At 70.6% G+C, this 25896-nt stretch carries 27 protein-coding genes; 15 read left to right on the forward strand and 12 right to left on the reverse strand.

The annotated features are described in order from the left end of the window. Nucleotides 1-64: 64 nt before the first annotated feature. Both QSK25_RS02935 and QSK25_RS02940 read left to right on the forward strand, forming a co-directional pair. Nucleotides 65-676: a TetR/AcrR family transcriptional regulator gene (locus QSK25_RS02935; protein ID WP_285632123.1), complete on the forward strand. Its 612-nt coding sequence runs from the start codon at nt 65-67 to the stop codon at nt 674-676. A gap of 181 nt (nt 677-857) precedes the next feature. Continuing rightward, nucleotides 858-1241: a hypothetical protein gene (locus QSK25_RS02940; protein WP_285632126.1), complete on the forward strand. Its 384-nt coding sequence runs from the start codon at nt 858-860 to the stop codon at nt 1239-1241. Here the strand turns inward: QSK25_RS02940 and QSK25_RS02945 are convergent. The 6 genes from QSK25_RS02945 to QSK25_RS02970 all read right to left on the reverse strand — a co-directional run bounded on the left by QSK25_RS02945 (nt 1213) and on the right by QSK25_RS02970 (nt 6732). After that, the gene (locus QSK25_RS02945; protein WP_285632129.1) at nt 1213-2169 is read right to left on the reverse strand and encodes a class I SAM-dependent methyltransferase; all 957 of its coding nucleotides are present in this window, start codon (nt 2167-2169) and stop codon (nt 1213-1215) included. The two genes, QSK25_RS02940 and QSK25_RS02945, sit on opposite strands and share 29 nt — an antisense overlap. A 108-nt stretch (nt 2170-2277) precedes the next feature. Then, nucleotides 2278-3117 carry an SGNH/GDSL hydrolase family protein gene (locus QSK25_RS02950; protein WP_285632132.1) on the reverse strand — a complete coding sequence of 280 codons (840 nt, stop codon included), beginning with the start codon at nt 3115-3117 and terminating at the stop codon, nt 2278-2280. A gap of 71 nt (nt 3118-3188) precedes the next feature. After that, on the reverse strand, nt 3189-5381 hold the full coding sequence (locus QSK25_RS02955; protein ID WP_285632134.1) for a heavy metal translocating P-type ATPase: 2193 nt from the start codon (nt 5379-5381) through the stop codon (nt 3189-3191). Further along, nucleotides 5371-6225: a DUF8832 domain-containing protein gene (locus QSK25_RS02960; RefSeq protein WP_285632137.1), complete on the reverse strand. Its 855-nt coding sequence runs from the start codon at nt 6223-6225 to the stop codon at nt 5371-5373. Before QSK25_RS02960 ends, QSK25_RS02955 begins: the two co-directional genes overlap by 11 nt. Then, complete coding sequence (locus QSK25_RS02965) at nt 6222-6431, reverse strand: heavy-metal-associated domain-containing protein (RefSeq protein WP_285632139.1); 210 nt, start codon at nt 6429-6431, stop codon at nt 6222-6224. Before QSK25_RS02965 ends, QSK25_RS02960 begins: the two co-directional genes overlap by 4 nt. 19 nt (nt 6432-6450) lie before the next feature. Then, entirely contained in the window at nt 6451-6732 is a 282-nt protein-coding gene (locus QSK25_RS02970) for a metal-sensitive transcriptional regulator (protein ID WP_285632141.1), read from the reverse strand. Nucleotides 6733-7311: 579 nt separating this feature from the next. On the opposite strand from QSK25_RS02970, the gene QSK25_RS02975 reads away from it, so the two are divergent. Together QSK25_RS02975 and QSK25_RS02980 are read left to right on the forward strand one after the other, a co-directional pair. After that, entirely contained in the window at nt 7312-9243 is a 1932-nt protein-coding gene (locus QSK25_RS02975) for a potassium transporter Kup (protein ID WP_285632144.1), read from the forward strand. Nucleotides 9244-9252: 9 nt separating this feature from the next. Beyond that, on the forward strand, nt 9253-9855 hold the full coding sequence (locus QSK25_RS02980) for a P-loop nucleotide/nucleoside kinase family protein (RefSeq protein ID WP_285632147.1): 603 nt from the start codon (nt 9253-9255) through the stop codon (nt 9853-9855). Here the strand turns inward: QSK25_RS02980 and QSK25_RS02985 are convergent. Beyond that, nucleotides 9852-11633, reverse strand: a complete 1782-nt coding sequence (locus QSK25_RS02985) for an FAD-binding dehydrogenase (protein ID WP_285632151.1) — start codon at nt 11631-11633, stop codon at nt 9852-9854. The genes QSK25_RS02980 and QSK25_RS02985 overlap by 4 nt on opposite strands. Before the next feature lie 162 nt (nt 11634-11795). Between QSK25_RS02985 and QSK25_RS02990 the strand changes: the two genes are divergently transcribed. Beyond that, the gene (locus QSK25_RS02990; RefSeq protein ID WP_285632154.1) at nt 11796-12926 is read left to right on the forward strand and encodes an RsbRD N-terminal domain-containing protein; all 1131 of its coding nucleotides are present in this window, start codon (nt 11796-11798) and stop codon (nt 12924-12926) included. 7 nt (nt 12927-12933) lie between these two features. Here QSK25_RS02990 and QSK25_RS02995 read toward each other — a convergent pair whose 3' ends face one another. Continuing rightward, the gene (locus tag QSK25_RS02995) at nt 12934-13338 is read right to left on the reverse strand and encodes a ribonuclease domain-containing protein (protein ID WP_285632157.1); all 405 of its coding nucleotides are present in this window, start codon (nt 13336-13338) and stop codon (nt 12934-12936) included. Nucleotides 13339-13561: 223 nt separating this feature from the next. On the opposite strand from QSK25_RS02995, the gene QSK25_RS03000 reads away from it, so the two are divergent. Next, on the forward strand, nt 13562-14383 hold the full coding sequence (locus QSK25_RS03000; RefSeq protein ID WP_285632160.1) for a cellulose binding domain-containing protein: 822 nt from the start codon (nt 13562-13564) through the stop codon (nt 14381-14383). A 12-nt stretch (nt 14384-14395) separates the two neighbouring features. Here QSK25_RS03000 and QSK25_RS03005 read toward each other — a convergent pair whose 3' ends face one another. Continuing rightward, nucleotides 14396-15208 carry an alpha/beta fold hydrolase gene (locus tag QSK25_RS03005; protein WP_285632163.1) on the reverse strand — a complete coding sequence of 271 codons (813 nt, stop codon included), beginning with the start codon at nt 15206-15208 and terminating at the stop codon, nt 14396-14398. Between the two features lie 81 nt (nt 15209-15289). After that, complete coding sequence (locus tag QSK25_RS03010) at nt 15290-15847, reverse strand: TetR/AcrR family transcriptional regulator (protein WP_285632165.1); 558 nt, start codon at nt 15845-15847, stop codon at nt 15290-15292. A 124-nt stretch (nt 15848-15971) separates the two neighbouring features. Between QSK25_RS03010 and pcaH the strand changes: the two genes are divergently transcribed. Genes pcaH through QSK25_RS03045 form a run of 7 tightly spaced genes read left to right on the forward strand, consistent with a single transcriptional unit; the run spans nt 15972 to nt 21672 of the window. Continuing rightward, entirely contained in the window at nt 15972-16709 is a 738-nt protein-coding gene (gene pcaH / locus QSK25_RS03015) for a protocatechuate 3,4-dioxygenase subunit beta (RefSeq protein ID WP_502881796.1), read from the forward strand. After that, a complete protein-coding gene (locus tag QSK25_RS03020) occupies nt 16702-17196 on the forward strand; it encodes a peptidase associated/transthyretin-like domain-containing protein (RefSeq protein WP_285632168.1) in 495 nt (164 codons plus the stop codon). The genes pcaH and QSK25_RS03020 overlap by 8 nt, the downstream gene beginning before the upstream one ends. Before the next feature lie 2 nt (nt 17197-17198). Next, on the forward strand, nt 17199-18311 hold the full coding sequence (locus QSK25_RS03025) for a lyase family protein (protein ID WP_285632979.1): 1113 nt from the start codon (nt 17199-17201) through the stop codon (nt 18309-18311). After that, nucleotides 18296-19036: an alpha/beta fold hydrolase gene (locus tag QSK25_RS03030; RefSeq protein WP_285632171.1), complete on the forward strand. Its 741-nt coding sequence runs from the start codon at nt 18296-18298 to the stop codon at nt 19034-19036. The genes QSK25_RS03025 and QSK25_RS03030 overlap by 16 nt, the downstream gene beginning before the upstream one ends. Next, nucleotides 19033-19380: a carboxymuconolactone decarboxylase family protein gene (locus QSK25_RS03035; protein ID WP_285632982.1), complete on the forward strand. Its 348-nt coding sequence runs from the start codon at nt 19033-19035 to the stop codon at nt 19378-19380. Before QSK25_RS03030 ends, QSK25_RS03035 begins: the two co-directional genes overlap by 4 nt. After that, nucleotides 19377-20549: a 4-hydroxybenzoate 3-monooxygenase gene (locus tag QSK25_RS03040; protein ID WP_285632174.1), complete on the forward strand. Its 1173-nt coding sequence runs from the start codon at nt 19377-19379 to the stop codon at nt 20547-20549. The genes QSK25_RS03035 and QSK25_RS03040 overlap by 4 nt, the downstream gene beginning before the upstream one ends. 34 nt (nt 20550-20583) lie before the next feature. Continuing rightward, the gene (locus QSK25_RS03045; protein WP_285632177.1) at nt 20584-21672 is read left to right on the forward strand and encodes a winged helix DNA-binding domain-containing protein; all 1089 of its coding nucleotides are present in this window, start codon (nt 20584-20586) and stop codon (nt 21670-21672) included. On the opposite strand, the gene QSK25_RS03050 is transcribed toward QSK25_RS03045, so the two are convergent. After that, the gene (locus tag QSK25_RS03050) at nt 21650-22861 is read right to left on the reverse strand and encodes a molybdopterin molybdotransferase MoeA (RefSeq protein ID WP_285632180.1); all 1212 of its coding nucleotides are present in this window, start codon (nt 22859-22861) and stop codon (nt 21650-21652) included. The genes QSK25_RS03045 and QSK25_RS03050 overlap by 23 nt on opposite strands. 62 nt (nt 22862-22923) lie before the next feature. On the opposite strand from QSK25_RS03050, the gene QSK25_RS03055 reads away from it, so the two are divergent. Both QSK25_RS03055 and fdhD read left to right on the forward strand, forming a co-directional pair. After that, complete coding sequence (locus tag QSK25_RS03055; protein WP_285632183.1) at nt 22924-24165, forward strand: MFS transporter; 1242 nt, start codon at nt 22924-22926, stop codon at nt 24163-24165. A 405-nt stretch (nt 24166-24570) separates the two neighbouring features. Continuing rightward, nucleotides 24571-25410 (forward strand): formate dehydrogenase accessory sulfurtransferase FdhD, encoded by an 840-nt coding sequence (gene fdhD / locus QSK25_RS03060; protein ID WP_285632185.1) that lies wholly within the window; start codon nt 24571-24573, stop codon nt 25408-25410. Here fdhD and QSK25_RS03065 read toward each other — a convergent pair. Further along, the gene (locus QSK25_RS03065; protein ID WP_285632187.1) at nt 25407-25880 is read right to left on the reverse strand and encodes an NUDIX hydrolase; all 474 of its coding nucleotides are present in this window, start codon (nt 25878-25880) and stop codon (nt 25407-25409) included. The genes fdhD and QSK25_RS03065 overlap by 4 nt on opposite strands. Nucleotides 25881-25896 lie beyond the last annotated feature (16 nt).

The raw sequence follows: 25896 nt of genomic DNA on the forward strand, positions 1-25896 counted from the left end.
CCTCCGCCAATTACTACGGCACCGTAGCTTTGTGAAAGCTACGCCACCGTAGCAATATGGTCGCGTGAACACAACGCGTCGCAAGTACGCCCGCCGCCTGCCTCCCGAGCAGCGCCGCGAGCAGCTGCTGGACGCCGCCCTGAGCCTGATCCCGGCCGGCTTCGACACCGTCACGATGGAGTCGGTGGCGAAGCAGGCCGAGGTCACCAAGCCCGTGCTCTACGACCTGTTCGCGAACCGCGGTGAGCTCATCGGCGCACTGCTCGAACGGGAGGCGGGGCGCGCGACCGAGCAGGTCCTCGCCGCGCTGCCCACCGACTTCGCGACCCGCTCGCCCGACGACGCGTTCGCCGACGCCGTGCGCGCGTTCGTGAACGCCGTGGTGGAGGCGCCCGACCGGTGGCGGCTCGTGCTGTTGCCGCCCGAGGGCACGCCCGCCGAGTTCCGCGCGCAGGTCGAACTGGTGCGTGCCGGGGTGCTGGCGCAGATCGAGGACCTGGCGGCGCTGGGGCTCGAGGAACTCGGCCGCCTGGACGACCTCGACTCGGCGTTGCTCGGGCACGCGATGCTGGCGCTGGCGGAGATGTCCGGACGGCTCGTGCTCACCGACCCGGAGAAGTTCACGCCCGACCGGCTGGCGGCCTTCGTGACCCGGATCGCGCACGGCCTGCGCTGAGCGCGTTCCTCAGGTGGTGCAACGCCTGCCGGTCGTCCATTCCGGACGATTCGGTGGCCGGGTACGCGTGCCGCTGCGTCCGGCACGGTCTCGCGGGTGATCGCGATGAACCCGACGGCCACCACGCTCGCCGCGACCACGTTGCCGGTCTCCAGCAACTCGTCGACGTGCGCTTGCAGCAGTGCGAAGCCCTTCCGAGGTCGCCGCGCCGGAACGCCCGCCGGCCGGTCGCGTCGAGCTTCCCGGCCGGGTTCGTCAGCTTCCTGCACCGCATCGTCGACGACTCGGGCTCGTCGTCCGCACCGGCCACCGCGTCACCGGCATCGACGAACTCCGCGAGCGCTACGAGAAGGTCGTCGTCACCGCGAAACCCGCTCAGATCATCGTCGAACGGCCGGTGTACCCGAGCGCGGAGGCGGTCAGGAACGGCTGGTTCGACGAGGTGAACGCACTGCAGGGCCGCGACGGCGCGCACTTCGCCGGTGAGGTCCTGTCCGGCCCCACCGCCGAGTGCATCACCGCCTACGTGCGGGACGTCATCCCCGCCTGGTTCGGACGTGCGTGAGCAGCGCCAGCCCGGTCTGGTCGTGGCCCACCGACACGTCGTACCCCGGCAGCAGCGCGCGCACGGCGTGCTCGTCGCGTTCGATCACCTGCCACTCCATCAGATACTCGAGCGCGTAGCGGAACGGGTTGCCGCCGGTGAGGCTGGAGAAGTGGAACAGGCCGCCGGGACGGACGAGCCTCGTCAGCACGGCCTCGGTCAGCCGCACGGCCGCCCGGTCGTTGAGGTACTCGTAGAGGCCGTTGACCAGCACGAGGTCGAACGGGCCCTGCTCGGCGATCTTCGGGATCGCGCGGAACACGTTGCCGCTGAACGTGGTCGTGGCGCCGAGCAGCGGGCCGAGCCGCTGCTCGGCGAGCTCCAGCGCGTCCGGGTCGACGTCGGTGAGCACGAACCGGTCGCCGGGCCGCACGATGTTCGGCGGGATGCGCCGCAGGTCCGGCGCGGTGCCGGAGGCGATCAGCAGGATCGAGACGGGACCGCCGCGCTGCGCGGTCAGGGTGTCGCCGATCAGCCGGGTCTGGTGCAGCACGCGGTTGCGCAGCTGGTGCGTGATCGCCACGCCCTGCAGGTGCGTCTCGACGTGCCAGCCGAGCGTGCCCGGCGCTGCCTCGACGTTCTGCGCGAGGACGTGGTCGAGCAGCCGGAAGTCGCTGGGGTAGCCGCGGGCCCACTCGTTCTCGTCGCGCATGAAGGGTGAACGCGCACACGCCGACCGCGCCGGCTGCACGACCGCGGCGATGTCCTCCTCCTGGATTCCCGCGAGCAAGGCCGCGTGGATCTGCACCCCGAGCGCGTGCAGACGGCCCCCCACCAGCATGTGCGCGGACGGGTCGCTCAGGTTCAACTCCCTCTCACCGCGCAGGAAGCCGTCGACGGCGTCGCTGAGCCGGTGCAGGGCGTCGGTCGTGTGCGGGAGCACGGTCATCAAGCACTCTTCCTAGTCGCGGCAACGGTTCCAGAGCCTGTCAGGTGAGCGAGCTGATCAACAGGGTCTTTCGGGTAATACGGGGAGAACCCTGCCCTGGTTCGTCTCTCAGCGACCCGCTGCCGTTACGGTCTCGGCGATCGCCTGGTGCCCCGCGGGGGTCGGGTGCACGTCGGTGCGGTCGCAGAAGTAGGTGAGCGCGCACACCTTGGCCACGGACGCCGGGACCTGCCCGTACTTCGGGTCCTGGGTCAGCTCGGTCAGCGCGCCGTAGCCGCCGGTGGCGCTCGTGACGTCGGCGAACTTCGCGCCGAACTGGGCGTACTGGGCCGCGATCCTCGTGTTGAAGTCCTGGAACATCGTGACGGACAGCGTCGCGAGGTTCTTGCCGTTCGGGAACGACGGGTTCACCCACGCGCCGAGGAACACGTCCGGGTAGGTCAGGCCGACGATCTTCACGTCCGGCGCGGCGTCCCTCAGCTCGGAGAGCGCGCCCGCGACGTTGGTCTGGATACCGGCGACGGTCCTGGTCGCGCAGTCCAGCGGGTCCGGGGCGATCGCGCACGGCGTCAGGTCGTTGCCGCCGATCACCACCGTGACCAGGGCGGTCTTCCCGCTCTTCAGCGTCTCCACCGCGGCGTCGAGCTGTGTCCTGCCACCGGCGTCGGGTCCGCACGCGGGCTTCGCGCCGAGATCGGCCGAGGTGGCGCCGTTGCAGGCGAGGTTGACCAGCTGGAGGTCCTGCTGCTTCGCGATGATCTGCGCGAAGCTCTCACCGGTGCCGTTCGGGCTGAAGCCGGTGGCGTAGGAGTCGCCGATCGACACGTACACCTGTTCCCGCGGTGGTGGCGTGCTGGACGACGTGGGCACGGCGGTCGGCTCCGGCGGTGTCGAGGTGCACGCTCCCAGCGCCACCAGCAACGTCACGACCAGGGCGAACCTCGGCACAACTGCTCCTCTTGGGTGGGAAGCTGATGTGCCGAGGCTACGAAACCGCCCGTGTGGGTCGTGTCAGCCGGTCAGCGGAAGCCGCGCAACCGCAGGCTGTTGCTGACGACGAACACCGACGAGAACGCCATCGCCGCACCCGCGATCATCGGGTTGAGCAGGCCCAACGCCGCCAGAGGCAGCGCCGCGACGTTGTACGCGAACGCCCAGAACAGGTTGCCCTTGATCGTGGTGAGCGTGCGCCGGGCGAGCCGGATGGCGTCGACGGCGGCCCGCAGGTCACCGCGCACCAGCGTGAGGTCGCCGGCCTCGATCGCGACGTCCGTGCCGGTGCCCATCGCGAGCCCCAGGTCGGCCTGGGCGAGCGCGGCGGCGTCGTTCACACCGTCCCCGACCATCGCCACGACCCGGCCCTCGTCCTGCAGGCGCTTCACGACGTCGACCTTGTCGGCCGGCAGCACCTCGGCGATGACCTCGTCGATGCCGACCTCCGCCGCCACCGCCTCGGCCACCGCCTCGTTGTCGCCGGTCAGCAGCACCGGCCGCAGCCCGAGCTCGCGCAACCCGGCGACGGCTTCCCTCGACGTGGGCTTCACGGTGTCGGCGACGACGAGCACGCCGCGCGCCTTGCCGTCCCAGGCGACCAGCACCGCCGTGCGCCCCTGCCGTTCGGCCGCTTCCTTGGCTTCACGGAGCGTCTCGCCGAGCTGGACGCTCCAGTCGCCGAGCAGGCGTTCCCGGCCGACGAGCACCGCGCGAGCGTTCACCACGCCCTGTACACCGAGGCCCTCGACGTTGCTGAAGTCCTCGACCTCGGGCACGTCCCCGGCTGCTCGCACGATCGCGCGGGCGATCGGGTGCTCGGAGGCGTTCTCCAGCGCCCCGGCGAGCTTCAGGACCTCGTCCTCGTTCTCCCCGTCGGCGATGTGAACGCTCACCAGGCTCATCTGGCCCGTCGTCACGGTCCCGGTCTTGTCGAGCACCACGGTGTCGACGCGGCGGGTGGACTCCAGCACCTCCGGGCCCTTGATCAGGATGCCGAGCTGCGCACCGCGACCGGTGCCGACCAGCAGCGCGGTCGGCGTCGCGAGGCCCAGCGCGCACGGGCAGGCGATGATCAGCACCGCCACCGCGGCCGTGAACGCCGCCCCGGCGCCGCCACCGGTGCCGAGCCAGAACCCCAGCGTCCCGACGGCGAGCGCGATCACGATCGGCACGAACACCGCCGAGATCCGGTCGGCCAGCCGCTGCACCTCGGCCTTGCCGTTCTGCGCGTCCTCGACCAGCCGCGCCATCTGCGCGAGCTGCGTGTCCGACCCGATCCGCGTGGCCCTGACGACGAGCCGGCCGCCGGCGTTGACCGTCGCGCCGACCACGGCGTCCCCCGGCCGCACCTCGACCGGCACCGACTCGCCGGTGAGCATGCTCGCGTCGACCGCCGAGCTGCCCTCCTCGACGACGCCGTCGGTGGCGATCTTCTCGCCCGGTCGCACGACGAAGAGGTCGCCGGCCTCCAGCCGGTCGGCCGGGATCCGCGTCTCCCGGCCGTCACGGATGACCGCGACGTCCTTGGCGCCGAGCTCGAGCAACGCCTTCAGCGCCGCACCGGCCCGCCGCTTGGACCGCACCTCGAAGAACCGCCCGGCCAGGATGAACGTCGTGACGCCCGCCGCCACCTCGAGGTAGATGTTGCCGGTCCCGGCCATCCGCTCGACGGTGAACGTGAACCCGTGCGTCATGCCGGGCACACCGGCCGTGCCCAGGAACAACGCGTACAGCGACCACAGGAACGCCGCCCCGACCCCGAGCGAGATGAGCGTGTCCATCGTCGCGGCGCCGTGCTTGAGGTTCGTCCACGCGGCCTTGTGGAACGGCCACGCGGCATACGTGACGACCGGCCCGGCGAGGGCGAGCGACAACCACTGCCAGTACTCGAACTGCAGCGCCGGGACCATCGCCAGCACGACGACCGGGACCGACAGCACCGCAGAGGTGATCAGCCGTTGCCTGAGCGTCCTCGTCGGGTCCGGGGCCTCGGTTTCCGTTGCGGCGGCCGGGAGTTCCGCGGTGTAACCGGTCTCCTCGACCACCTTGACCAGGTCTGCCGGGGTGAGGTCGCCCGCGTAGCTGACCTTGGCCTTCTCGGTCGCGTAGTTGACCGAGGCCTCCACGCCTTCGAGCTTGTTGAGCTTGCGTTCGATCCGCGCGGCGCACGAGGCGCAGGTCATGCCGCCGATCGAGATCTCGATGGTGTCAGTGGCCATGACCGCCCTCCTCGTGCGTTGTGAGCGTGAACTCGGCCGTGCGGACCGTGTTGTCGTGCCGGAAGTCCAGGAACAGGCGGTACCGCCCCGCCGTCGGCACCTCCACCGCGAACCTGACCCGGTCGCCCTGCTCCGGGTGCACGTGCAGGTAGGCCAGGTCCTCGTTGCGCAAGGCCACCAGGTGTCCCTTGGCGCCCAGGTAGTCCTGCAGGTCGGTGACCTGCTTGCCGTCCTTGGTGACGGTCGCGGTGACCGTGGACGGCTCGTTCACGTCGAGCTCACCGTCGAGGGTCACCTCGTAGCCGTCGACGGTGAACGTGCGGCTGTCCTCGTGCGCTCGGGGCCGGTAGTCGCCCGGGACCTGGACGTCCGCGCCCAGGGTGGTCTTCGGACCTGCTTCTGGCTTGAAGTCGGCGAAGATCCGGTAGCTGCCCGCTGCCGGGAAGGTGAGCGGGACCGTCCAGGTGCCGTCCGGTGCCATCTCCGGATGCACGTGCTGGAAGTTCTCGCCGTCCCGGCGAACCGTGATCAGGTGCAGGCGCTTCTCGTGTTCCACGGCGAACTTCGTGACTGGTTCACCGTCCGGTCCCTCGATGTGGAACGCCAGCGACTTCGTGGTGTCGAGCCTGAGGGTGTAGCCGTTGTCCGACACGGACAGTCCCGGCGGGAGCTTCGACGGTGCCTGGTCGTGGCCGCCGTGCACGGCTTCTTCTTGGTGCGCCGCTTCTCCGCTGTGTGAGGGCGGCGTTCGGGGCGTGCCGGTGGCCGCGCCCGCTGCCCAGGTTCCGCCGAAGACGATGGCCAGCACCGCTCCGTACAGCGCGACCTTGTACCCCGTCCTCATCGCGGTGCCAGCTCGTAGCCGGCCTCGGCGACCGCGGCGCGCACGTCGTCGAGGGGGAGCGGGTGCTCGCTGGTGATCGTGACCTGGCCGGTGGGCAGGTCGACGGACACGTTCGTCACGCCGTCGAGCCTCGACACCTCCTCGGTCACGCTGCTCACGCAGTGGCCGCAGGTCATGCCGGTGACGGTGTGGACGGACTCGCTCATGGTGGTTCTCCTCGTGGGTTCAGGAGCGGACCAGGCGGGCGATGGCGTCACTGGCCTCCGCGATCTTCGCGTCGGCCGTGGAACCGCCTTCGGTGATGGCCTGGCTCACGCAGTGCTTGAGGTGCTCGTCGAGCAGCCCCAGTGAGACCGCCTGCAACGCCCTGGTCGCCGCGGAGATCTGGGTGAGCACGTCGATGCAGTACTCATCCGTTTCGATCATCCGCTGCAAGCCGCGGACCTGGCCCTCGATACGGCGGAGTCGGCGCAGGTGGGCGTCTTTCGTGTCGGCGTAGCCGTGCATGTCTCGCTCCTTCTTCCGGTCACCGCGCGGCCGGCTGGTGCTGCCGGGGGTGCGGTGGCACCCCGTCTTTATACCCTAGGGGGGTATGGGTATGTCAAAGATGTCGGTCGGCTGCGTCGTGCTGGGTTCTGCAGACCTGACGAGCGTGGTCCAGGCATCGCCGCTGCGCGACGACAGGGATTGGGGCTTGACTTCGGGTCCTTGCGAGGCGCTGGCCGGACCGGAAAGGCCGGGCTGAAAGCGCCCCGCCGATCTGCGAGGGAAAGCACCTCGCGCCCGAATTCAAGCCCCGACCCCTTCGGGTGCGTGGCTGGTTTTCGCTGGCACGTCACGGGTACCGGCTGGACGGTTCAGCCAAGACGGTCGGCTCGCCTGCGGCTTCGTCCCCCTGAAGCCATTGGCTGCTCCGCTCTCGGCTACCTGACTCCCAGCCGCTCAACGGTCGGCTGCCTGGTGCGTTCGGCCTGCCTTGTCGGCTCAGGCCCGGCGTCAGGAACGCGCAAAGATCACCCGGTTGTGCTGAGCAGGGGCCGGGGTGCGCGGTTATCTTGCGGGCAACCGGCGGTCTAGGGGGTGCTCGTGGCTGATCAGCAGGTTGCTGGGCCGTCGCGGAAGGAGCTCGCGCGCGGCACGGTGCGGTTGGCCGTCGTCGTCGGGGCGCTCGGGGTCGTGTTCGGGGACATCGGTACCAGTCCGATCTACACGATCCAGACGGTGTTCAACCCCGCTGATCCGCATCCGGTGCCGGTGAGCGTGAACAACGTGTACGGGGTCGTGTCGCTGATCTTCTGGTCGGTGATGATCGTCGTGACGGTCACCTACGTGTTGCTGGCGATGCGGGTCGACAACGACGGTGAGGGCGGGATCATGGCCCTCATCACGCTGTTGCGGCGGTGGAAGGCCAAGCAGGGGCGGAAGGCCGCGGCCACGTTGGCCGCGCTGGGGATCTTCGGTGCCGCCTTGTTCTTCGGCGACAGCATGATCACGCCGGCGATCTCGGTGCTGTCCGCCGTGGAGGGTCTCAAGGTCGTCGAGCCCGGGTTGGAACGGTTCGTGGTGCCGATCACCGCGGTGATCATCGTCGGGTTGTTCCTGGTGCAGCGGCGGGGGAGCGGGGTCGTCGGGCGGTTCTTCGGGCCCGTGATGATCCTGTGGTTCAGCGTGATCGGGCTGGCCGGGGTCGGCGGGATCGCCCACCACCCGGACATCCTCAAGGCGTTGTCGCCGACGTATGCGCTCGGGTTCTTGGTCGGGCACTTCGACCTCGCGTTCTTCGCGTTGGCCGCGGTGGTGCTGGCGGTCACCGGTGCTGAGGCGTTGTACGCGGACATGGGGCACTTCGGGCGGTCCGCGATCGCTCGTGGGTGGTTGTTCCTGGTGTTTCCGGCCTGCGTGTTGAGCTACCTGGGGCAGGGGGCGCTGATTCTGGAGGACGACGCGAACATCAGCGGGCCGTTCTTCCTGCTGGTGCCCGAGTGGGCGCGGTGGCCGATGGTGGTGCTGGCGACGGCGGCCACGGTGATCGCTTCGCAGGCGGTGATCACCGGGGCCTACTCGGTGGCGTCGCAGGCCGCGCAGCTGGGGTACCTGCCCCGGTTGCGGATCGCGCACACGTCCGAGTCGACCATCGGGCAGATCTACGTGCCGTGGATCAACTGGGTGCTGATGGTGTCGGTGCTGACGCTGGTGTTCGCGTTCCAGACTTCGGCGGCGCTGGCGTTCGCCTTCGGCATGGCGGTCACCGGGACCATCACGATCACCACGACGTTGTTCCTGTTCATCGCTCGGGTGCGGTTCGGGGCGCCTGCCTGGGCGATCGGGCTCGGGTGTGTGGTGCTGCTCGGGGTGGACCTGCTGTTCCTCGCGGCGAACCTGACGAAGTTGTCGCACGGCGCGTGGTTGCCGTTGCTGATCGGGCTCACGGCGTTCACGGTCATGACGACGTGGCAGCGCGGGCGGGCGATCGTCACGAAGGCGCGGCGGGAGGCCGAGGGGTCGTTGCAGGCGTTCGTCGAGGAACTGCACGCGCAGCAGCTGACCCGGGTGCCCGGGTGCGCGGTGTTCCTCAACCGGGGCAAGGAGACCGCGCCGCTCGCGATGCGCGCGAACGTCGAGCACAACCACGTGCTGCACGAACGCGTTGTGATCCTGTCCATCGAGACGCTGCCGGTGCCTCGGGTGGCGCGGGAGAACCGCATCGAGGTGGACGAACTCGGGCACGTGGACGACGGCATCTTCCACGTGAGCGCTCACTTCGGCTACGTGGAGACGCCGGACGTGCCCGCGGCGCTGGCGTTGCTCGACCCGGCGCAGACCGAGGGCGTGCTGAACCTCGGCGAGGCGCGCTACTTCCTGTCGAAGATCGAGCTGCAACGCGGGCCCGGCCACGCGATGGCGGGCTGGCGCAAGCGGTTGTTCATCGCCACCTCCTACATCACGGCGGACGCGGCCGAGCACTTCGGATTGCCCCGAGAGCGAACAGTGATCATGGGAGCGCACATCGATGTTTAGGTGGGGGGCATGACGAATCCCTACCTGGAGCTGGAGCCCTCGGCCGAGAGCCCGGTGGTCGTGCTGGTCGCGGGGATTCCCGGCGCTGGCAAGAGCACGCTCGCCGAGGCACTGGCCAAGAGCCTGCGCACGCCCGTCTTCTCGATGGACTGGACGCTCGGATCACTGGTGCTGGCCAGGGCGATCACCGACGAGAACGTGGACGAGGTGCTGGAACTCCAGCTCACCGCGCAGGTCGCCCGGCACGTCCAGCTCGGCATCGACGTCGTCGTGGACGCCACCGCGCACACGCGGGCGGAGCGCGCCAAGTGGCGGGAGCTCACCGAACGGCTCGGTGGCGTGTTCGCCGGAGTCGAGTGCGTCTGCTCCGACGAACGCCTGCACCGCGACCGGGTCGAGGGGCGCAGCCGGGGGATTCCCGTTTGGCACGCAACGGTTCCGTGGGAGCACGTGCAACGGATGCGCGGGCTGTGGGAGCCGTGGGACGAGGACCACCTGGTGCTCGACTCCGCCGTCGAGTCACCGGAGGGCTCGACGCGCAGGGTCGTGGAACTGGTGCGGGGCCTGCGGTCAACAGGGGAGACCGCAGACCCCGTGAACGTGGGCCGCTAGGCGCTTTCGGCGGCCGCGCCACGTCCGGCCGCGCGGCCGGAGAACAGGCAGCCGCCGAGGAACGTGCCTTCCAGCGCGCGGTAGCCGTGCACGCCACCGCCACCGAACCCGGCCACCTCGCCGGCCGCGTACAGGCCGCGGATCGGCTGGCCGTTCGAGCCGAGCACGCGGCCGGTGAGGTCGGTCTGCAGGCCGCCCAGCGTCTTGCGGGTCAGGATGTTCATCCTGATCGCGATCAACGGGCCGGAGCCCGCGTCGAGGATCTTGTGCAGCGACGCGGTACGGGCGAGGCTGTCGCCGCTGTAGGCCAGCGAGTTGCGGATGCCCATGACCTGGACGTCCTTGGTGAACGGGTTGTCGACCTGCTGGTCGCGGACGGTGATCTGGCGGCGCAGGTCGTCGAGGTTGATCAGGTTCTGCCCGGTGAGAGCGTTCATCCCGGCGACGAGGTCCGGCAGGTTGTTCTTGATGACGAAGTCGACGCCCTTGTCCATGAACGCCTTCACCGGCGGCGGCGTGCTGTTCAGCAGCCGCATCGCGAGGTAGGCGATGAGGTTCTTGGCGGTGATCTCCGGGTTCTGCTCGGAGCCGGAGAGCACGAACTCCTTGTCGATGATCTTCTTGTTGAGCACGAACCACGAGTAGTCGTAGCCGGACTTGCCGATCAGCTCCAGCGTGCCGAGCGTGTCCAGCGACGGGATGCCCGGGTTGGGGAAGCGCTTGCCGCGGGCGTCGAGCCACAGCGACGACGGCGCCGCCAGCACGCGGATGCCGTGGTCGGGCCAGATCGGCGTGTGGTTGATCATGCCCTCGGTGTAGTGCCACATGCGATCGCGGTTCACGAGCCGGCCTCCGGCCAGCTCTGTGATCGCCAACATCCGGCCGTCGACGTGCGCGGGGACGCCGGTGACCAGGCGCTGTGGCGCGGGGCCGAGACGCGCGGGCCAGTTGCGGCGCACCAGGTCGTGGTTCGCGCCGATGCCGCCGGAGGTGACGACGACCATGGGCGCGTACAGCTCGAAGTCGCCGACCTTCTTGCGGGAGCTGGGGGTGCCGCGGGCCGCGCTGCTGGCCTCCAGCAGGCTGCCGCGCACGCCGGTCACGGCGCCGTTCGACGTGATCAGGCCGTCGACCTGGTGCCGGAACTTGAAGGTGACCTTGCCGTCGCGGACGGCGTCGCGCACCTTCTTCTCGAACGGTTCCATCACGCCGGGGCCGGTGCCGAGCGTCATGTGGAAGCGCGGCACGGAGTTGCCGGGGCCGTCGGCGAGCTGCCCGCCGCGTTCGGCCCAGCCGACGATCGGGACCCAGCGCACGCCCAGGCCGTAGAGCCAGTCGCGCTTCTCGCCGGCCGCGAAGTTCAGGTAAGCCTCCGCCCACTTCGCGGCCCAGTGGTCCTCGCCGAGGGGATCGTTCACACCGCGGTCGAACCCTGCGGTGTTGAACCAGTCGGCGCGCGCCAGTTCCAGTGAGTCCTTGATGCCCGCGGTGCGTTGTTCCTGCGAGTTCACGAAGAAGAGGCCGCCGAGCGACCAGAACGCCTGCCCGCCGAGGCTCGCCTCGGGTTCCTGGTCGAGCAGCAGGACCTTGCGGCCCGCGGCGGCCAGTTCGGAGGTCGCGACGAGACCGGCGAGACCGTGGCCGATGACGATCACGTCCGCGTCCACTCTCGGCGCCGCCCCGGCGACTGCCTGCCCCAGCGTCCCGCTCGCGGCGATGGCGCCGATCGCGCCGCTCGCGGCGAGGAGGTTGCGGCGGCTGATGTTCCGGTCTGACATCCCAGGGCCTTCCTCGTTGAAGGGTGGTGCCAACGCGAATTACTCTCGCGTAAAGCAACTAACCAGTAACCGGAGAGCGGGGGATAGGGTCCCGCCACCAAACGGCGACGGCTGTGTTGTGGCCGTCACACAACGTGGGGTTTGCGAGGCGCTGTGCCGGGTATGTCCGCGATGGTCCGCCAGGTCCTCGAAGCCGTCGCCGCCGACGACAAGGTGGTCGAACGGGTCGTCGACGCGGCGCGCGGCAACTCTCCGGAGGTCGCCCGGCTGCCCACCGAGGAGAACCGGCGGCACATCGCCTTCCTGCTCACCGAGGGGATCGCCCACCTCGAACGCGGCGGCACGCCGGACGACGGCGACTTCTCCGCCGCGCTGGCACTGGGGGCCGATCGCGCCGCTCAGGGCGTGTCGATGGCGGGGTTGCTGCGCGGGGTGCACGCCGGGCGCACGGAGTTGATCAGGGCGGCCGTCGAACTCGCGCGGTCGCTCGGGGTCGACGACGGCACGATCCTGGACTTCATGATCAACCTGGATCACTACGTCGGCGCGGTGGAACGGCACATCATCAGCGGCTACCACACGGCCGAGCTGCAACTCTCGCGCACGGCCCGCGATCTGAACGCCCAGGTGCTGCGGCGGTTGCTGGTGTCCGGCGAGTTCCCGGACGCCTCCGAACTCGCGCGGGCCGGGCTGCGGCCGGACGGGCGTTATCACTGCGTGGTGTCCGGGGTGACCGATCCCAGCCACGCGCGGACGCTGGAACAACGGCTGCACGTGTCCGGCGGCGTGTACGGGCTGGTCGAGGGGCGGCTGGCCGGGCTCACGCACGTGCTGCCGTCGTGGTCGGACGATCTTCTCGTGGTGTCGCCCGCGACCGCGCTGAAGTCGTTGCGCGGCACGTACTCGTTGTGCACGCAGGCGTTGGCCGCCGCCGGTGGGGCGCTGGGCGTGCAGCTGCTGACCGACCTCGCCGGTGAGACCGCTCTCGCGGCGTTCCCGGGACTCGCGGAGACGCTGGCCGAGTCGTTGCTGGGGCAGCTGGAACCGAAGAGCACGTTCCACCACGAGATGGTGGTGACCGCGTTGTGCTACCTCGACAACGGCGGGCGGCTCAGCGCGACGGCCTCGGCGTTGCACATCCACGCGAACACCGTGCGGTACCGGCTCGACCGGCTGGTGGAGCTGACCGGTGCCGACCTGGGCGAGAACCCGGATGTCGGACGTTCACACGTGCTGGCAACGCTGCACACCTGGTGGGCGCTGCGGTCGTGGCTCGACCGCAGCGCCCGGTGACACTCTTCTAGAGGCGGTAGAAGTTCGCGTAGTGGTCCGGCGAGAAGTACACCGTGCCGGCCGTGCGGTCGACGATGATCCGGTACGCGTCCCGGGACGCGCCGCAGGCCCGCGGGTAGACGTCGAACTCCAGGTAGTTGTGCCCGGCCGGGAGCTGGCCCTCGCGGTTCTGGTGCACGCCACCGGCGTAGTTGCACTGGCCGTTCGGCCAGCCGCTCACCCAGCCGCGGGTGCTCGGGTAACCGCGCTGGCTCCACTTGGTGTTGACGTCGCGGGCGGCGGCGCACCGCGACTGCGTGCACGAGGGGTAGACGGCGGCGTCGGCGGCGGGCGCGACGACCGTGGTCACGCCGAGCACGGACGCGACGACGGCGAGCGCCGCGAAGAAGCGACGTGGTTGCAGGGATTGCACTTCAGACCTCCATCGGCAGGGAACGAGGTACGTCTGCGATCTTTTCCGTTGATCACCACGAGCTGATGAACGGCAGGGAACCATCCGCGCAACTGTGGCCGCCTCACGCTCGCACACTCCGTGACGTCCCGCGCGGCTCGAAGCCGTGACGACTCTGAACGCCCGAGTTGATCAACTCCGAACAGCCGATTGCGGACGCTGCCTCCGCCGATAGATTTGTCCAATGGCAGCACGGAAGCACTTGGTGGTGCTGTTGACCTTGTTCGTGGCCGCGTGCACGGCCCCGCAGGACGGCAGGCCCCTCCCCGCCCCGCGCGTCTCCTCCTCGGCGGACCAGGAGCCGTCCACAAAGGTGCGGGCCGTTGTGGACGGCCGCACCGTCGAACTGGCCGACGGCACCCGTGCCCGCGTCTCCCGGCTCGCCGAACCGACCCCGTGCGCGGCGGCCGCGGCCACCGACTTCGCCACGAAGACGTTGCTGGACAAGGAAGTCCGGGTGAGCAGCATCACCCCGGGCGAGATCTCGCTGGCGCTGGCCGACGGCACCGACTACGCCCTGCTGGCCGTGCAGTACGGCTTCCTGCGCACCTCCGGTGTGGACGGAGGCCCGCTGGTCGAGGCGGAAACCAAGGCCTCTCAGGCGAAACTCGGTCTGTGGGCCCAGGGAGACTGCCCGTCCTCGGCCGCCCCGCCCTCGTCGACGGCCGTCGCCCCGCCGCCCGCCTCGCCGTGCGTCGTGGTCTACCGGATCACCAGCCACTGGGCCGGCGCCTTCCAGGCCGAGGTGACCATCCGCAACGTCAGCGGCGCGCTGGTCGAGGGCTGGGCGGTGCGGTGGCGGTTCGAGGGAGGCGAGACCGTGTCGCAGCTGTGGAACGGCACGGTGTCCCAGTCCGGCGCCGAGGTGAGCGTTGCCAACGCGGCGTACAACGCGTTGATCGTCAAGGACGGCTCGGTGACCTTCGGGTTCAACGGTGCCGCGACCGGCCCGACGTCGCAGCCCACCGCGTTCAGCCTGAACGGTGCCGCCTGCACGGCCGGCTAGCGCTGACGCCGGTCAGTGCTGCTGCCACCAGGTCGTGACGATCCTGGCGTACTCGTCGGCGTTCTCCTCCCAGACGAAGTGCCCGGCGTCGATGACGTCGAGCTTGCTGTCGGGCAGCGCGCCGTGCAGGAACTCGGCGTTGGCGACCGGGACGACGGCGTCGCGCCTGCCGTTGATCAGCTGGACGGGCGTGGTGATCGTGGGCAGCAGCGCCCGCAGTTCCCGCAGTTCGGTGGGGTAGGCACGCACGTACGCCATCTGCTCGACGAACCGCTGGCCCTGATAGGCGGCGAGGTAGTCCTGGCGCACCACGTCGGGCAGTTCATAGCCCTCGATGGCGTCCATGGCGACGTTCACCACGTCCTTCGGGCCCAGTGCCCGGTACGGCGCGAGGTCCTCGTCGTGGACCCACTCGTGCAGCGGGGAGCCGAGATCCGTCGGTGACGTCGCGCCACCGCTGCCGATCACGATGCTGCGGAACCGTTCCGGTGCCTTCGCGGCGGCGAACAGGGATGCGCTGGTGCCGATGTCGGGGCCCACGAGGTGCGGCCGCTCCAGCTCGAAGGCGTCGGCGATCTGCACGATGAACTCGCCCATCCGGCTGGGGGACAACAGGTCCTCGCGCAGTTCGGAGTGCCCGAAGCCGGGCAGGTCGACCGCGATCAGACCGGCGTGCCCGGCGAGCTTCCGCCAGGTCGCGTCGTAGGCGTAGATGGTCTCGGGCCACGGGCTGAGCAGCAGGGCGGCCGGTGCGGTGTGAGCGCTCACGGCGTAGCGGACGGACAGGCCGTCGATGGTGCGGAACCTCGGGTTGATGTCGCTCATGAGTTCAATATGACCGGTCGTCTTAGATTGCGTCAAGGTGATACGGGCGATGGGTCGTGTTCGTGCGCCGGGTGGGTGGGCTCAGCGCAGGACGGTCTCGAACGCGATCGTGAAGAACGCGGCGAACGACGCCCCGTCCTTGGCGGCGCGTTCACCGACGATGGCGCCTTCCCAGGCGTTCAGCAGGAACCTGGCCAGCGTGTCCGCGTCCTGGGTGCTCGCCAGCGACCTGTCCTGCTGGGCCTCGCGGAGGGTCGCCGCGATCGCCTCGGCCCAGTGGCCGAAGGCGGCCTGGACGCCGGCGCGGATGGCGGGGATGTGGTCGGCGGCCTCGGTGCTGAAGTTGCCGAAGACGCAGCCGCGTTCGTAGCCGACGTCGGCGATGTCCTGCGCCAGCGCCTCGAAGTGGTGGCGCAGCCGGGTGAGCGGCGCGGTCTTCGGGGTGCGCAGCACGTCGAGGTGCCGGGTCTCGCCGTAGCGGTCCATGATCACGAGAGCGAGTGCTTCCTTGCTCTCGAAGTGGTTGTAGAACGAGCCCTTGGGCACGCCGGCGCTGTCGGTGATCAGCTTGACCCCGCACGCGTTGTAGCCGTGCCGGTGGAACTGCTCGAACGCGGCGTCGACGATCTGCTCTCGCACACTTGCCCTGGGCACACCTCCAATATGAGCGGTCGTCTCCGTACCGTCAAGTGAACGCCGACCTTTCCGGTGGATGGAAAGCGGCATCGACTCGGACCGGGTGGTTTGCCTAGCGTTCGATCACGTGACAGCCAGCCAGCACGAGATCAGCGACGAGATCGCGAAGATCCAGGCAGACTCACCGGAGGGTGCGCCGCTGCTGGACTTCGCGCCGTACCGCAGCACGCTCCTGCGCCACCCCACCAAGGAGCCGCGGCACGTCGACCCCGAGGGCGCCGAGCTGCTCGCGCCGGTGTTCGGTCACTCCGACGTGGCCGCCGTCGAGGCTGATCTGACCGTGCAGCGCGGCGGCGAGCCGATCGGCGAGCGGATGCGGGTGCACGGCCGCGTGCTCGACGGCGACGGCCGTCCGGTGCGCCGCCAGCTCGTGGAGATCTGGCAGGCCAACGCGGCGGGCCGCTACTCGCACCAGGGCGACCAGCACCCCGCGCCGCTCGACCCGAACTTCACCGGCGTCGGCCGCTGCCTGACCGACGACGACGGCTGGTACTCGTTCACGACGATCAAGCCGGGCCCCTACCCGTGGCGCAACCACCACAACGCCTGGCGCCCTGCGCACGTTCACTTCTCCTTGTTCGGCACGGACTTCACCCAACGGCTGATCACGCAGATGTACTTCCCCGGCGACCAGCTGCTGGCCCTGGACCCGATCGCCCAGTCCATCACCGACCCCGCCGCGCTGGCGCGGCTGATCGCGTCCTACGACCACGCGCGGTCCGAGCACGAGTGGTTGCTCGGCTACCGCTGGGACATCGTGCTGACCGGCAGCCACGCGACCTACCTGGAGCCGTCCGATGACTGACTCGACTCCCGGCCAGACCGTGGGCCCGTTCTTCCACCACGCCCTGGCGTTCCCCGGCGACTCGGAACTGGTGCCGTTCGGCTCGGCCGGGTCCGTGGTGCTGCACGGGTACGTCTTCGACGGCGCCGGTGCGGTCGTGCCGGACGCGATGATCGAGATCCGGCAGTCCGACGCGGCCGGGGTCGTGCCGCGCGTCGGCGGGTCGTTGCGCCGCCGGGGTGCCGCGTTCACCGGGTGGGGCCGGTCCTGCACCGACGGCGCCGGTCACTACTGGTTCAGCACCGTGGAGCCCGGGCTGCCGTTCTTCGCGGTGACGCTGTTCGCCCGCGGCCTGCTCGACCGGTTGTTCACGCGCATCTACCTGCCCGGTGCCGAGACCGCGGTCGACGGGCTGGTGGCGGAGCGGGAGCCGGACGGGCGGCTGCGGTTCGACGTCCACCTGCAGGGGCCGTCCGAGACGACGTTCTTCAAGTTCCCCCGGACGTGACCATGCTTCCTGGATCTCATCGTGCCTCCGGCCTCTTCGACGACGACGCCCTCGTGCGGGCGATGCTCGACGTGGAGGTCGCCTGGGCGCGTGTGCTCGGCTCCTCGTTGTCCCTGGGTGACTGGGTTCCGTCGCTGGATCCGGTGGAGGTCGAGGCGGCCGGCAACCCGGTGCTGCCGTTGGTGTCGGCGTTGCGCGCGAAGGTGTCCGATCCCGTCCACACCGGACTCACCAGCCAGGACGTCCTCGACTCCGCCTTCATGTTGTTGGCGCGCAACGCTGTGGCGCGCGTGTCGGCCGATCTGACGCGGGTGGGGACGGCTCTGGCCGCGCTGGCGGCGGAGCACCGGTCGAGCGTCATGGCGGGGCGGACGTTGACGCAGTTCGCCGTGCCGATCACCTTCGGCCTCAAGGCCGCGCGCTGGCTGGTCGCCGTGCTGGACTCCTCGGAGGAGTTGGCGACCGTGGCGCGCGGCCTGCCCGTGCAGTGCGGTGGCGCTGCCGGAACGTTGTCGCGCGTCGCGGATCCCGGTGCCGCGGCAGCGTTTGCGGCGCACCTGGGGCTGGCGTGGCCCGGAATGCCCTGGCACACCTACCGGGCGCCGGTCACGCGCCTCGGTGACGCGCTGGTGCGGGTCTGCGACGGGCTCGGGGTGCTGGCGGCGGACGTGCTGACGCTGGGGCGGCCGGAGATCGGGGAGGTGCGCGAGGGGTTCGTGGCCGGGCGTGGCGGGTCGTCGACCATGCCGCAGAAGCGCAACCCCGTGCTGTCGGTGCTGGTGAACAGCGCGGCCCTGCAGGCTCCCGGGCTCGGGGCGCAGCTGCACCTGTGCGCGGCGCGGGCGGTGGACGAGCGGCCGGACGGCGCGTGGCACGCGGAGTGGCCCGCGCTGCGGGCGTTGCTGGAGTTGGCGGTGGTGGCGTCGTCACAGGCCGCCGAACTGGTGGAAGGGCTGGAAGTGCACGCGGACGTGATGGCGCGCCGGGCTTCTGAGGCCGCCGGGGAGTTGCTGGCGGAACGGGGCGGCGGCACGGATCCGGCGGCTTACCTGGGCAGCGCGGAGGCGTTCGTGGACGACGTGGTGAAGAGGTGGCACGCGTGGAACTCAGCCTGACGAGGCTCGCCGGGGCGGAGGACTCCGAGCGGTTGCTCGTGGTCGGTCCGTCGCTCGGCACCTCGGTGGCCCGGCTGTGGCGGGCGTGCGCGCGGGTGCTCGGGCCGGAGGTCGAGGTCATCGGGTGGGACCTGCCCGGTCACGGCAACGGGAAGCCCGCCGGCACCGCGTTCACTGTGGCGGACGTCGCGGACGAGGTGAGCGCTCACACCGTCGCACTGGCAGGAGGGCGGCCCACCGGGTACGCCGGGGTGTCGTTCGGCGGTGCGGTCGGCTTCGAGCTGGCCTCGCGCGACCGGGGGCCGTTCGGCGGCGTGGTGACCATCGGGGCGGCGCGGCGCATCGGGACGCCGCAGATGTGGCGGGATCGGGCGGCGGTGGTGCGGCGGGCCGGCACACCGGTGATGGTGGACGGGTCGGCGCAGCGGTGGTTCGCGCCCGGCTTCATCGCACGTGCGCCGGACGTCGCCGGTGGGTTGTTGCGTGAGCTTGCTGAGGTGGACGACGAGTCCTACGCCCGCGCCTGCGAGGCGTTGGCGGAGTTCGAGGCTCCGGACGCGGTGATCCCCGTGCGGGTGTTGGTGGGGGAGCACGACGTGGTGGTGCCGTTGGACGGCGCCGACCTGGTGCTGGCCGGATGCGGGCACCTGCCGCCCGTGGAGGCCCCGGAACTGGTGGCGCGGGTGTTGCTGGAGGAGATGCGGTGTCTTACGACGACGGCATGAAGGTGCGGCGTGAGGTCCTGGGGGACGCGCACGTCGACCGGGCTGGTGCACCGGACGCGTTCACGCGGGACTTCCAGGAGTTCATCACGAAGTACGCGTGGGGCGAGGTGTGGACCCGCCCAGGACTGGACCGGCGGATGCGGAGTGCGATCACGTTGACGGCGTTGATCGCGCACGGGCACTGGGACGAGCTGAGGTTGCACGTCGCGGCGGCCGTGCGGAACGGGTTGAGCGAGGACGAGATCGCTGAGGTGATCTTGCAGAGTGCCGTCTACTGCGGGGTTCCCGCGGCCAATCACGCGTTCTCCGTGGCGCGGCGGGTGTTGCGGGAGGAACGTTCATGATGACGCGCACGCAGGTCGGGATCGTCGGGGCCGGCCCGGCGGGGCTGATGTTGTCGCACCTGTTGTCGCTCAACGGGATCGACAGCGTTGTGATCGACAACAGAACGCGCCTGGAGATCGAGAACACCGTCCGGGCGGGCATCCTGGAGGCGGACAGCGCGCGGCTGCTGGCGGACACCGGGGTGTCGGACCGGGTGCTGCGGGACGGGCATCCGCACGAGGGGATCGACCTGCGGTTCGGCGGCGAGAGCCACCGGATCGACTTCCGCGCGCTGGTGGGTGAGTCGGTGTGGCTGTACCCGCAGACCGACGTGTTCGTCGACCTCGCGAACGCCCGCTCACGTGACGGCGGGGACGTGCGGTTCGGTGTCCGGGACACGTGCGTGGACGTCGATGCGCCCGCGATCCGGTTCGTGGACAGCGACGGCGTGGCCCAGGAGGTCCGGTGCGACCTGCTCGTGGGGGCGGACGGCTCGCGGTCGATCTGCCGCGACCAGGTGCCGGAGGCGTTGCGCACGTTCAGCTTCCGCGAGTACCCGTTCGCCTGGTTCGGCATCATCACCCAGGCACCGCGCAGCGCCGAGGAACTGGTGTACGCGCACTCGCCGCGCGGGTTCGCGTTGATCAGCCAGCGCACGGAGACGCACCAGCGGATGTACTTCCAGTGCGGCCCGGAGACCGACGCGGCGGTGTGGTCCGACGACCGGATCTGGGAGGAGCTCCAGGCCAGGGTCGCGGGGCCGGACGGGTTCACGCTCAAGGAGGGCCCGATCACCGAACGGACCGTGCTGCGGTTCCGGTCGTTCGTCGCGGAACCCATGCGGTACGGGAACCTGCTGCTCGCCGGGGACGCCGCGCACACCGTGCCGCCGACCGGGGCGAAGGGCCTGAACCTGGCGCTCGCCGATGTGCGCGTGCTCAGCGAGGTCGTCGAACGCGCGTTGCTCAAGAACGACCGGGACGCGCTCGACGAGTACGGGCCGCGGGCGCTGGCCAGGGTGTGGAAGGCGCAGCACTTCTCCTACTGGATGACGACGATGCTGCACGCGTTGCCCGGGGCGACGGACTTCGACGTGCGCCGGCAACTCGGCGAGCTGAGGTCCGTGACCGGGTCGGAGGCGGGCTCGAGGTTCCTCGCGGAGGGCTACACCGGCTGCTGGCCCGCTTGAGCGGGACTGGAGCGCCCTCGGCCAGACTGGCCCGATGGACATCGCGGCGCTGCGCCTCGGCAACATCGGGCGGCTCCAGTCGGCGGAGGACGTCGTGCGTTCACTCGGCGCGATGCAGGGCCAGGACTACGGCCAGTCGCTGTGGGCGATCGGCCTGCGCACCGGGGCGGGGCGGCTGGCCGACGTCGAGGAGGCGTTGCAGTCCGGGCGCGTCGTCCGCACGTGGCTGATGCGCGGCACGATCCACTACGTCCTGGCCGAGGACGTCCGGTGGATGCTCGGGCTGTTCGGCGCACGTGACCTGGCCCGGCTGACGCCCAAGGCGTGGGCGTACCACCACATGACGCCCGAGCTCATGTCGTTGGCGCGCAAGACGTTCGTCGAGGCGCTGACCGGCGGCGGCTGTCTCACGCGGCGCGAGATGATCGACCTGATGGCGGGCGTCGGCATCCCGGACGACCGGCAGCAGAGCTACTTCACGTTCATCCACCTCGCCCAGGAGGGGCTGGTCGTTCCGGGGCCGCCGCGCGGCAAGGAGCAGACCTTCGTGCTGCTCGACGAATGGGCGCCACGGCAGCGCTCGCTGGAAGGCGACGAGGCGTTGGCCGTGCTGGCCGGTCGGTTCTTCGGCAGCCACGGCCCGGCGACGCTGGCGGACTTCGCGAACTGGTGCGGCATCGGCGTCCGCGAGGCGTCCCGCGGCCTGGACGCGGTGAAGTCGTCGCTGGTCTGCGAATCCTTCGACGGCAAGGAGTACTGGCTGCCCGCCGACCTCGCGCCGGGCTCGGGCGCGTACCTGCTGCCCGCCTACGACGAGCTGGTGATCGGCTACAAGGACCGCGCGGCGTTCTTCGAGCGCTACGACGAGATCCCGATCTCCACGTACAACGGCATGTTCTACGCGACCATCATCGAGGACGGCCAGATCGCCGGGCTGTGGCGGCGCGTGTTGAAGAAGACCTCGGTGGACGTCGAACTCCGCCCGTTGCCCGGCTTCGACGTGGACCGCCTCGCCGCCCACGTGGAGCGCTTCGGTGACTTCCTCGGCCTGCCGGTGCGCACCGTCGTGAAGGACGCACCGGAGGCGGGGTCGTCGAAGGTCAGCTGGCGTTCGCGGAAATGAGCTCCACCTCTCCACCTTCGTGACCGGGTGGCACGACGGCGAGCGCGTCCGCCATCGCCGCACCCCACAACGATCCCGGCCGGTCGTGTCCGACGGGGTGCGCCGTGCTGCCGTTCCTGGTGACGGGGACCAGTCGGGTGTCGCTCGGGTGAGCGCTCACATCGTTGAGGTGGGCCGTGATCGCCGGTGCGGAGGCGTGGCCGCCGAGGGCGTCGAGCAGCGGGTGCAGCAACGTGAGCACGGCGGCGTAGGCGGCGAACGGGTTGCCGGGCAGGCCCACGACGCACCTGCCGTCAGCGAGCGCTGCCAGCAGCATCGGGTGGCCGGGGCGGCAGGCGACCCCGCTGACGAGGACCTCGGCTCCGAGGTCTTGGAGCACGCCGCGCAGGTGGTCGGCCGGGCCCTGGGAGGTGGCGCCGCAGGTGATCAGGACGTCGGCGCTGTCGGCGGTGAGGGCGTCGGCGAGGGCGGCCGGGTCGTCGCGCAGGTAGGTGGTGCCGAGGAGGTCGGCCCTGCTGAGCAGGCCGGGGAGCATCGGGCCGATGGCGTCGCGGACGCGGCCAGGGGTGGGTGGGCCGCTGTGCAGGAGTTCGTCGCCGGTGACGATCACGGCGACCCTCGGGCGGCGGTGGGCCAGGACGGTGTCGTGGCCGGCGGCGGAGGCCAGGCCGAGGAGGGCGGGGGTGATGGGGGAGCCGGCGGGGACGAGTTCGTCGCCCGCTGACCAGTCCTCGCCGCGGCGGCGGATGTGCTTGCCTGGCGGGAGCGGTGGGGAGGAGGGGCGGGGAGGGCTGTGCCGAGCGGCGGGCGCCTGCCCTGAGGCTCGCGGCGCAGCCACGGCGTGGTGCAAGGAGTTGCCGTCGAGGACGCAGAGTTCCACCGGGATGACGGACGCCGTGCCTGGTGGGACCGGTGCTCCCGTGGCCACGCCGAACGCTTCTCCGGCCGGTAGAACGGCCTGCGGAACCGGCTCACCCGCCGCCACCCGCCCCACCACCGCCCAGGGCCCGGCCCCGCACACGGCGTAGCCGTCCATCGCCGAGGTGTCGCAGGTCGGCTGGCTGGCCAGCGCCCGCACCGCGGACGCCAGGGCCAGGCCGAGGGAGTCGGGCAGGGGCAGTTCGACCGCGTCCAACGGCTTCGCCGCGCGGCGTGCTGTCTGGCGGGCGAGCTTCCAGGGCATGTTCATCAGGGCTCCCGTGGTATAGCCTACCGAATACTGTATGCAATCCTCGGGACGGGGTGAAGGGCATGCCAGTCGCGACTTATGTCCGTGATCACGTCGGCAGGCTCTACCGGGTGGGGGAGTCCGACGTCGAGGTGTCGGGGCGCTCTCGCCGCACCGTGCTGTGGGCCGCCTGGGCGGCCATGCTGGCGGCCGGTGTCGGGCAGTACGGGTTCGGGGCGCTGATCCCGCAGTGGCAGGACCGGTGGAGCGTGCCGGAGTTGTTCTGGGCCCTGGCCCTGTGGACGGTGTGCCAGGCGGGCACGGCGTTCCCGGTGGCGTGGCTCAGGGAACAGAAACGGCTCACGTCCACCGGCGCCCTGTGGATCGGCGCGGTGCTGTGCGGTGCCGGGCTGGTGACGCTCGGGCAGGGGCAGCTCGTCGGGTACTCGATCCTCGGCGGCGTGGGGGCCGGGCTGGTGTACGCGACCTGCCTGAGCACCGTTGTCCGGTGGTACCCGGAGAAGGTCACGCGAAAGGTGGCGTTCGTCAGCGGTGCGTTCGCTTACGGGTCGGTGCCGTTCGTGCTGGCCGCGGGGGCCTACTTCGGCGGCGGGTTCCTGACGCAGGCCGGGGTCGTCATCGCCGTCGTCACGCTGGTGGCGGGTGCGGTGATGAAGGATCCGCCCGAGCACTGGTGGCCGCCGCACATCGCGCCGCGCGAGTGGGCGCTGGACCGCGCGAGGGTGCCGAACCGCAGTGCGCTCAAGGAGTTCCGCACGCACGAGGCCATGCGGTGCGGCACGTTCTGGTGGCTGTACGGCGGGGTGGCGTTCGCGGCGGCGGTGTCGCTGTACGACCTGGTGTACCTGCCGTTGTTCGTGGGCGACCGGACGCTCGGTGTGGTCGCGTTGGCGACGCTCGCGGCCGCCACCGGTACCGGGCGGGTGCTGGTCGGGTGGATCTCCGAACGGATCGGGCGGCGCAAGGCGCTCGTCTGGACGTTGGCGACGGGTGGGCTGGCGCAGTTCGTGTTGCTGTACTCGCAGAACGTCGTGGGCCTGATCATCGGCGCGACGCTCGCGGGCCTGGGCACGGGGTGCTGCTACTCGTTGCTGGTCGGGGTCAGCCGCGAGTACTTCGGGGAGATCAACGGGGCGCAGAACTTCGGCGTGCTCTACACGGCGAAGGCCGCGGGGGCGTTGATCGCGGCGGTCGTGCTCGCGTCGCAGGGGCCGGTGTTCGCGTTCACAGCGGCCGGTGTGCTGGGGCTCGCGGGCGCGGTGCTGAGCAGGCACCTGTCACAGCCGGGAAGGCCGCGGCTGTGAGCCGGGTGCCCCGGCTCGCCAGGGGCTGGCACCGGACGCCCGCCGACGGCTGTTGCCTGATGGAACTCACGTCGGTGCTCGCCGGTGAGGTGTGGTCGGACCGGCCCGCCTGCGTGCACCCGGTGCTGGCGTGCGTGGCGCGGTGCGTGAACGACCAGTCCACGGAGGAGGGACGGCGCAGGCTCCTCCCGTTCGCCACCAGGGTGATCGGCACGCGGGAGGCGTCCACCCACCGGCTGGTAACGCACTGCACGAGGAGGGCCGGGATCGTCGCCCTGAGGTGGTGGCCGCGCGACTGGGTGGTGGCCAGGGCGGTCAGGGCGTTGTCCGGGGACGAGGTGTTGCGGCGCCTGCTCGACGAGTGCGTCGCCATCTGCAGGGAGGCGGCCGAAAAGGAGGAAACACGTGGGACGGGTGACGAGCAGGCGGCGCGTGGTGCGGCTGGTGGACGACGCGGCCACCGCGCGGCCGGACACGCTGGCGGTCGAGGAACCGCTGGAGATTCGCGTGCGGGGCAGGTCCCTCGCCGTGACCATGCGCACGCCGGGTGACGACTTCGACCTCGCCGCCGGGTTCCTCGTCAGCGAGGGCGTGGTGCGGGCCCCGTCCGACATCGCGTCGATCCGCTACTGCGCGGGCGCGACGGCCGACGGCGGCAACACCTACAACGTCCTCGACGTCGGTCTCGGCGCGGGCGTCGCGCCGCCGGACCCGAGCATCGAGCGCAACTTCTACACCACCTCGTCATGCGGCCTGTGCGGCAAGGCGAGCCTCGACGCGGTGCGCACCACGGCGTCCTGGCAGGTGGCGAACGACCCGATCCGCCTCGACCCGAAGCTGATCACCGAGTTCCCGACGAAACTCCGCGCCGCGCAACGGGTCTTCGACCGCACCGGCGGTCTGCACGCCGCCGGGCTGTTCGACGAGAAGGGCACCCTGCTGTGCCTGCGCGAGGACGTCGGCCGGCACAACGCAGTCGACAAGGTCGTCGGCTGGGCCACCCGCAACGGACGCCTGCCGCTCACCGGCACCGTGCTGATGGTCAGCGGCAGGGCATCGTTCGAACTCGTGCAGAAGGCCGTCATGGCCGGGATCCCGGTGCTCACCGCGGTGTCCGCGCCGTCGTCGCTCGCCGCCGACCTCGCCGAGGAGATGGGCGTGACGCTGGTGGGGTTCCTCAGAGGCTCCTCGATGAACGTCTACACCGGCGGCCACCGGCTCGGAGTCACGGCCAGTGCCCGCTAGTGGATGACCAGGCCGCCGACCGGGACCGCGGCGACGTGCCCGGTCGGCGGCCTCCCCGCCGCCAGCGCCAGACCGACGTCGACGAGGGCCGCCCGGCGCAACGAGGGAACGTCCGCGAGCGGTGTCCACACAGGATCGATCGTCGCGCCGTTCGGTTCCGGTCGCGGTTCGCCGGTGATCCGGACCTGGTAGAAGACGCCGATGTTCTGGTGCACGCCCTTCTCCGGCATGTGCCGCTCCTCGGCGGGGATGACCCGCGAGTCGACGCCGAGCAGCCGTTCGACCTCGGCGGCGCACCCGGTCTCCTCCAGCACCTCCCGCACGACCGCGTCGATCGGGTCCTCGCCGTGCTCCACGGCACCACCGGGCAACGACCGGTGGCCCTCGTCGAACGCCGAGGTACAACGGACGAGCAGTACGCGGTCGTTCTGGATGCTCACCGCGTAGGCGGCCAGCCGGAAGGTCGTCATGCGCGCACGTTAGCCC

It is taken from the genome of Lentzea sp. NBRC 102530, from assembly GCF_030269365.1.
Lineage (GTDB): Bacteria > Actinomycetota > Actinomycetes > Mycobacteriales > Pseudonocardiaceae > Lentzea.